Below are 6,274 nucleotides of genomic sequence, written 5' to 3'. Positions count from 1 at the left end.
TGTCCGCGGCGAAGGCTGAGCTTGAGGCGCAGGCAAGCACGGTTGCCATCGCGGCGGCTTTGCGCGCCCGGCGCATGATCGCGGCCATCGCGCTGCCGCGAGCTCGACGTGGTTGGTGGGAGTGATTGGTAATTATTTCCCAGTCGGGATCGAATTTGAAAGTCTTGCGCATGGCGCACGCTCCGCAAATCCGGATCGAGTCATGAAGACTCGAATCCAGGGCATGACGAACTGACGATGTGGGTTGAGGAAAGACGTCAGATCGCCTGCGGAGGACCGCGGGCTTGAGAGTTCGAGCCGGTGCGTGCAGTAGAGAAACGTAGCACGTGATGGCGCCATGCCACTCGTTCGGCTTCACGATAGGGGTTCGCGAACGTCGCGACCGGCGGCGGATCGATGGACGTGATTGCATGCAACGCGCAGCAGGCGAAACAAGCGCCGTCATGAAGGGCGCCGCGGCCCTGATCGGATTGCCCAGGAGAGGAATCCGGGCTGCCGTGGCAGATTATATTAGTGCCAAGCGGATCTGAGGCTGCCGCGAAGGTGACCCATGAGGCCGCGATCGGCGCCAGGATCTGAATGATCAGCGCGGTCAGGATGACCGGAAGAAATCTGTGCAAACGTCGCCGCATTGGCGCCCCCCAAACGACCCATTATCACCGGCGAAATTCAAAGTCGAGGCGAGTATGAGGCCGCCACGCGATGAGACGAGGCAGGTGTGGCTTTGAAGTCGAAGGACGGCCGGTTGTCTTGATAGTGGCGATACGGCGAATCCCGATCTCGGGTCGGTCGCACCTCCGCTCCGGTTTCAAGCTCAAACCGACGAAGGTGACCACAACCACGGGCTGGCCGCATCGGCACTATCAACGACGCGCGCGGCTCCGCATCCGGCCGCCGGGCAGCTCTCTGGCGCCGCCCCGTCAGCCCGCGAGATGGGCGCGATGAGCGCATTCGCGGAAAAGAACTGGGACTCGAAAAACTCCAGGCGGAGCACTGTTCGGATACACTGGTCTATAGAAAGTCCTGAAGCTCAACTCAGCCGGGCTGGTTGCTCGTTTCGCGAACTCGGCGATGACGAGGTGATCGGCCTACTCAGGGGCCTGGAGTCCGGGAGACGCGATCCACGCCTCAAGACGCGCGGCAGCCTCGCATTCACGCGCTCTGCTCAGAAGGAACTCGCGCTGCCGTCCAGGTGGCGTCTGAAGTGCGCGTTCACGGTCGAATTGCGCAGAGCATCTCAAGCGCTCCTGGAGCGTTTTCGTCTGTTTCACCCGGTTGCGCTTCTTTATCGTCGGCATGCCCTGCCTTCAGTACTACAGCCCCGGTTTGCCGTGCTGGCGTCAGGAACTGGCTTGAAACCCGGCCCATATTTCGCAGTGTACGTGCTGGCCGAAGTCCTATCGTATCTTTTGATACGCAAACCACCGAGAGCTGCCGACCATGCCCGACGCCGATCGATGCGGCGATCTTCCGGGATGGCCCACTTGTCCGCGGGCTTGTCTACCGTGCCGAAGCATCCGGTGTGACGCAGGAGTCGCGATCAGACCGGCCAATGGGCTGACACACTCGGCATGAGGTTGCGACCGTTCCTGGGCGCCTCGCACGCCGCATCAGCGCGATATTTCTGCCAAATCGCTCGGTTGCTTGAGGGTCGAATGAAATTCCCGCTTCTGCTCCTCGTAAAGCAGGCGAAGGAGTTCGATCCCCTCACTGGTGAGCGCAGCCGAAGAGCACGCCGGGGCGCTCCGAGCCCACGCGAGACGTTCATCAAGCGCTTTGCATTTCTCGCACATTGCTCCGCTCCGCCACGAGGGCGACAACAACTCGTTCGGTTGAAACGTTCCTGGTCAGGTAAAATTGTGTGTAAGTCGTGAGCGCGTCACGTGTCGCGGCCGAAAAGCCCTTCTGATCCTGGCGAGGCGGATTTGGCCTTGCGGGCGCTGACCCGCAAAATGTACCTTCCAATCGCGCAGCTTGGAACCCCCGGCCGCCGCGAAACGTTGGCCATAGTTCGCCCAGATTGCATAGAGCCGTGAAGCACAATTTAACCCAATCGGTAACAGACGCCGGACTTTATCAGATCGAGGACGTTTTTCCTCGGGTGGATGATGGTGCCTTCCCTGTCAAGCGTATCGTCGGCGAAGCAGTTGAAGTTTGGGCCGATATCTATCGCGATGGTCACGAAATTACGTCCGCGGCCTTGGCATGGCGGCTGGAGACGGACCAGGAGTGGCAGCGTGTACCCATGGCGCTTCATGCCAACGACCGCTGGATGGGAGCCTTCACGCCGACTGCTCCTGGCCGCTACATATACGTTATCGAGGCCTGGACGGATGAATTCGCAACATGGCGTCACGGCTTTGAACTTAAACGCAAGGCGGGCAGCGACCTTCCGGTGGACGCCATCGAGGGCGCGGGGCTGCTCACCAGGGCGCAGGCGGGAGGCCGCCAGGCTTCAGCCGTCATCATCGCTTCCTGTCAAGAGTTCCTGAAAGACCGGCGAGCCGAGTCGCTACTGTCTCGCGAATTGCTGTCTGCGATGCAGGAGGGGCAGCGGCGCCTCGACCTGACATCTTCAAAGAACTTTCCCTTGATGGTCGACAGGCCCCGCGCGCGCTTCGGATCCTGGTACGAGATGGTTCCAAGAAGCCAGGGCCAAATTCCCGGGGTTCACGGCACCTTTCGTGATTGCATTGCGCGGCTTCCCGATGTCGCCGCGATGGGTTTCGATGTTCTCTACTTCACGCCGATCCATCCGATCGGCGAAAAGAATCGGAAGGGCCGCAACAACGCCGTGTCCGCCAGCGAAGGCGATCCGGGCAGCCCCTATGCAATTGGGTCCCCCGCGGGTGGTCATGATGCGATCCATCCGGAACTCGGGACGCTTGACGATTTTCGCGACCTGGTCGAGGCCTGCCATCAGCACGGGATGGAGGTCGCGCTGGATTTCGCGGTGCAATGCTCGCCGGACCATCCGTGGCTGACAGAACATCCGCAGTGGTTCAATCGCAGGCCAGATGGCTCGATGCGCTATGCGGAGAATCCGCCAAAAAAGTACGAGGACATCGTCAATCCCGATTTCCGATGCGAGGACGCCGGCTCGCTCTGGAATGCATTGCGCGACGTCATCCTGTTCTGGGTCCAGCAGGGCGTCAAGATCTTTCGCGTCGACAACCCTCATACCAAGCCATTGCCATTCTGGCAGTGGCTGATTCACGAGGTCCAGCTCAAGCATCCGGATACGATCTTCCTGGCTGAGGCCTTTACGCGTCCAAAGCTCATGAAAGGATTGGCCAAGCTCGGCTTCACGCAGTCATATACCTATTTCACGTGGCGAACCCAGAAATGGGAGCTCGAACAATATCTCCGCGAGCTCGTTGATTACCCCGAACGCGAATTCTATCGTCCGAATTTCTTCGTCAACACGCCGGATATTCTGCCGTTCCATCTGCAGGGCGGCGAAAGCTGGATGTTCAAGGCGCGCGTGGCTTTGGCCGCCACCCTGTCGAGCAGCTACGGGATTTACAGCGGGTTCGAGCTTCTTGAACATGAGCCGATTCCCGGCAAGGAAGAGTATCAGGATTCCGAGAAATACGAGATCAAGGTCCGCGACTGGAACAGGCCGGGCCACATCAAATCGTATATCGGCGAATTGAATCGCGCGCGGCGTGCCAATTCTGCCTTGCAGCAAACCAGCAATCTGCGGTTCTTGAACGTCGATGACGGCAATGTCATCGCCTATGTCAAGACATCGGTAGACCGCGCCAACGCGGTGATCGCGGCAGTCGCCCTGTCACCCGACCACCGCGAAGTCTGGTTGCCGCTGGAAGGTACCCATGTCGACGTTGGCAACGAGCGAAGGCATATTGCGGCAGTCGAGAATATCCTGACCGGCGAGCGTTACCCGCTGGATTGGGGCGGCCTACGCGTCCGAATTGATCCCTCGCGCGATCCTGCCATACTCCTGCGCGGCCTGGCATAGGTAAATCGATGACCACGTGGCGCCAGCCAGCTCAGCAAGATCGACTTGAGATCACGGGCGGGCCAGACTGGATGATGGTCGCCGAAGTGCGAAGCGAGTTGGAGCGCCGCATCCTTCCCAGGTACCTGTCCCGCGCGCGCTGGTTTCCGGCCAATGACCCGGGCTCGATTGTGCCTGTCATCATCATCGTGATTCCCTTTGACAAAGCGGGCGACGAAGGTCCATGGCTCGTCCTGTTCGAGGACTCTCATGACGGTCAGACGAGCCGATACCTTCTGCCGCTAGGGATCAGTTGGGGAGCCAAGCGGCACTCCGATAGCAATGCGATTGCGATCGTCTGTGAAAAAGGCAGAGAGGGAACGCTGCTTGATGCCGCAACCGACAGCGCCTTTGTCGTTCGGCTTCTGGACCGGCTAACCGGCACGCGGTCTATCGATCAGAAACACCTTCCCCGGCTGGAATTTCAATCGGCCAGGACTGCCGAGACGAGAAAACCGGAACCGCTGCAAGTCGTTCCCATCAAGACGGAGCAGTCCAACAGCACGTCCGTCGTGGATCACCGCAGTGTTGTAAAAATCTACCGCAAGCTCCAATCCGGTATCAGCCCGGAAATCGAAATGGGGCGCTTCCTGACGGACGTTGCACATTTTCGCAATATTCCGGCACTGCACGGCAGTGTCGAACTGATCGACAAAGACGAACCGACGGCTCTGGCCGTCGTTCACGCATTCATCCCAAATCAGGGCGATGCCTGGTCTGTTTCGTCCACCCGCATCGATCGGCTTTTGCACTCGCTGGAAGCGGGTGATGTCGCGCCCGGAGAGAACCCCTGGCAAGCCTACTGTCAACATATCGAACAGGCCGGAAAACGGGTCGGCGAAATGCACGTTGCGCTCGCCAGTCGACCGGATCTTCCGGAATTCAGACCCGAACCAATCGCTCGCGACGATGTCGTTCAATGGACAGCCGACATCCTGCGCCGCGCCTCTCGCATTGCGCGAGACCTGAAGAAAATATTGCCGACGATGGCAGGCGAGGATCGGTGCGCCATTGAACAGGTCCTGGTTCAAATCCCTTCGCTTGAGGATCATCTCACCGAGCTTACGTCCCGAAGTATCAATGGCCTCAAGATTCGACACCATGGAGATCTGCACCTTGGCCAGATGCTGGTTGCCGAAAACGACATTTATATCATCGATTTCGAGGGTGAGCCGTCGCGGCCCCTGCCGGAGCGACGCCGGAAGGCGCCGGCTGCCCGAGACGTGGCCGGGGTCATCAGGTCGATCGACTATTCCTTCATGTCGGCCTTTCAGCGGCGGTCCCCAGGGAAGCAAAAGGAGCTTTTGCGTCCCCTCCTCGATGAATGGCGCAACCGGGCAACAGAGCTGTTTATCGCTTCCTATCAGCAAGCAATCGGTCAGGCCGCATTCTGGCCCGAACGCGCCGCCGCGATCGAGATGCTCGAGTTTTTTCTTCTGGAAAAGGCAATCTACGAAATCGAATATGAATTGGCTTACCGGCCGAGCTGGCTTGCCGTGCCACTGGGCGGCGTGAGCAGGATCTTGGCAAGCGCGCAAAGACCAGCGGCTGAAATCCCTGCCGAGGCTTATGCAATCGTCGAAGGGCGGCACTCCGATCCGTTCCAGTATTTGGGCATTCATGCGGTTGGCGGAAAAATGGAGGTGCGCGCGTTCCTGCCGGGCGCATCGAGCGTAGAGGCGATCGGCGACGATGGCCATGTTGCGAGGATGTCGCGCATTCTCGATGCAGGCCTGTTTGCCGGCGTCATGACCGGAAAGTCGCAGCGCTATCAGTTGCGCGCGCAATTCGATGGCGACGTCGTTCTGCTCGATGACCCCTACCGGTTTCCGCCGGTCCTCACGGATTACGACCTTTACCTGCTGGGCGAAGGTACTGACCGAAGGCTGTACGACAAGCTGGGCGCGCATCCGATGGCGCTTGATGGCGTCGAAGGAACCGCATTCGCCGTGCTGGCGCCAAATGCGCGGCGGGTCAGCGTGGTCGGCGACTTTAATTTCTGGGATGCGCGCCGTCATCCGATGCGCTTGCGCGGCGCCGGCTATTGGGAGCTGTTCGTCCCGCGCGCCAGACCCGGCGACCGCTACAAGTTCGATATTGTCGGAGCCCAGGGCGAACACCTGCCGATGAAGGCTGACCCGGTCGCTTTCGCCGCCGAGTTGCGGCCCAAAACCGCATCCATCGTGTCCGATATGGCGAAGCTGCCCCGTCCGCGGTCGGCACCGCATGGCGTCAATTCGCGCAGCGCCCCGA

General features: G+C 60.0%; 3 protein-coding genes and 1 pseudogene. 3 read left to right on the top strand and 1 reads right to left on the bottom strand.

Going from position 1 to position 6,274, the window contains the following annotated elements:
- Nucleotides 1–257: 257 nt before the first annotated feature.
- Nucleotides 258–632, bottom strand: coding sequence for a DUF2946 family protein (locus WCB02_RS16270; RefSeq protein ID WP_423959475.1), 375 nt, complete (start codon nucleotides 630–632; stop codon nucleotides 258–260).
- Nucleotides 633–2,032: 1,400 nt separating this feature from the next.
- On the opposite strand from WCB02_RS16270, the gene WCB02_RS16265 reads away from it, so the two are divergent.
- From WCB02_RS16265 to WCB02_RS16255, 3 genes and pseudogenes are all read left to right on the top strand, one after another.
- Nucleotides 2,033–3,982, top strand: a complete 1,950-nt coding sequence (locus WCB02_RS16265) for an alpha-1,4-glucan--maltose-1-phosphate maltosyltransferase (protein ID WP_423959473.1) — start codon at nucleotides 2,033–2,035, stop codon at nucleotides 3,980–3,982.
- 8 nt (nucleotides 3,983–3,990) lie between these two features.
- A pseudogene (locus WCB02_RS16260) lies at nucleotides 3,991–5,487 on the top strand (putative maltokinase); the annotation flags it as partial.
- Nucleotides 5,488–5,544: 57 nt separating this feature from the next.
- Nucleotides 5,545–6,274: GlgB N-terminal domain-containing protein (locus WCB02_RS16255; RefSeq protein ID WP_423959477.1), on the top strand; the 730-nt coding region annotated here is incomplete at its 3' end.

The sequence above is a fragment of the Bradyrhizobium sp. genome (assembly GCF_049581145.1).
GTDB lineage: Bacteria > Pseudomonadota > Alphaproteobacteria > Rhizobiales > Xanthobacteraceae > Bradyrhizobium.
The sequence above is the reverse complement of the archived record's forward strand: the minus strand, read 5'-3'. Positions and strand labels throughout refer to the sequence as shown.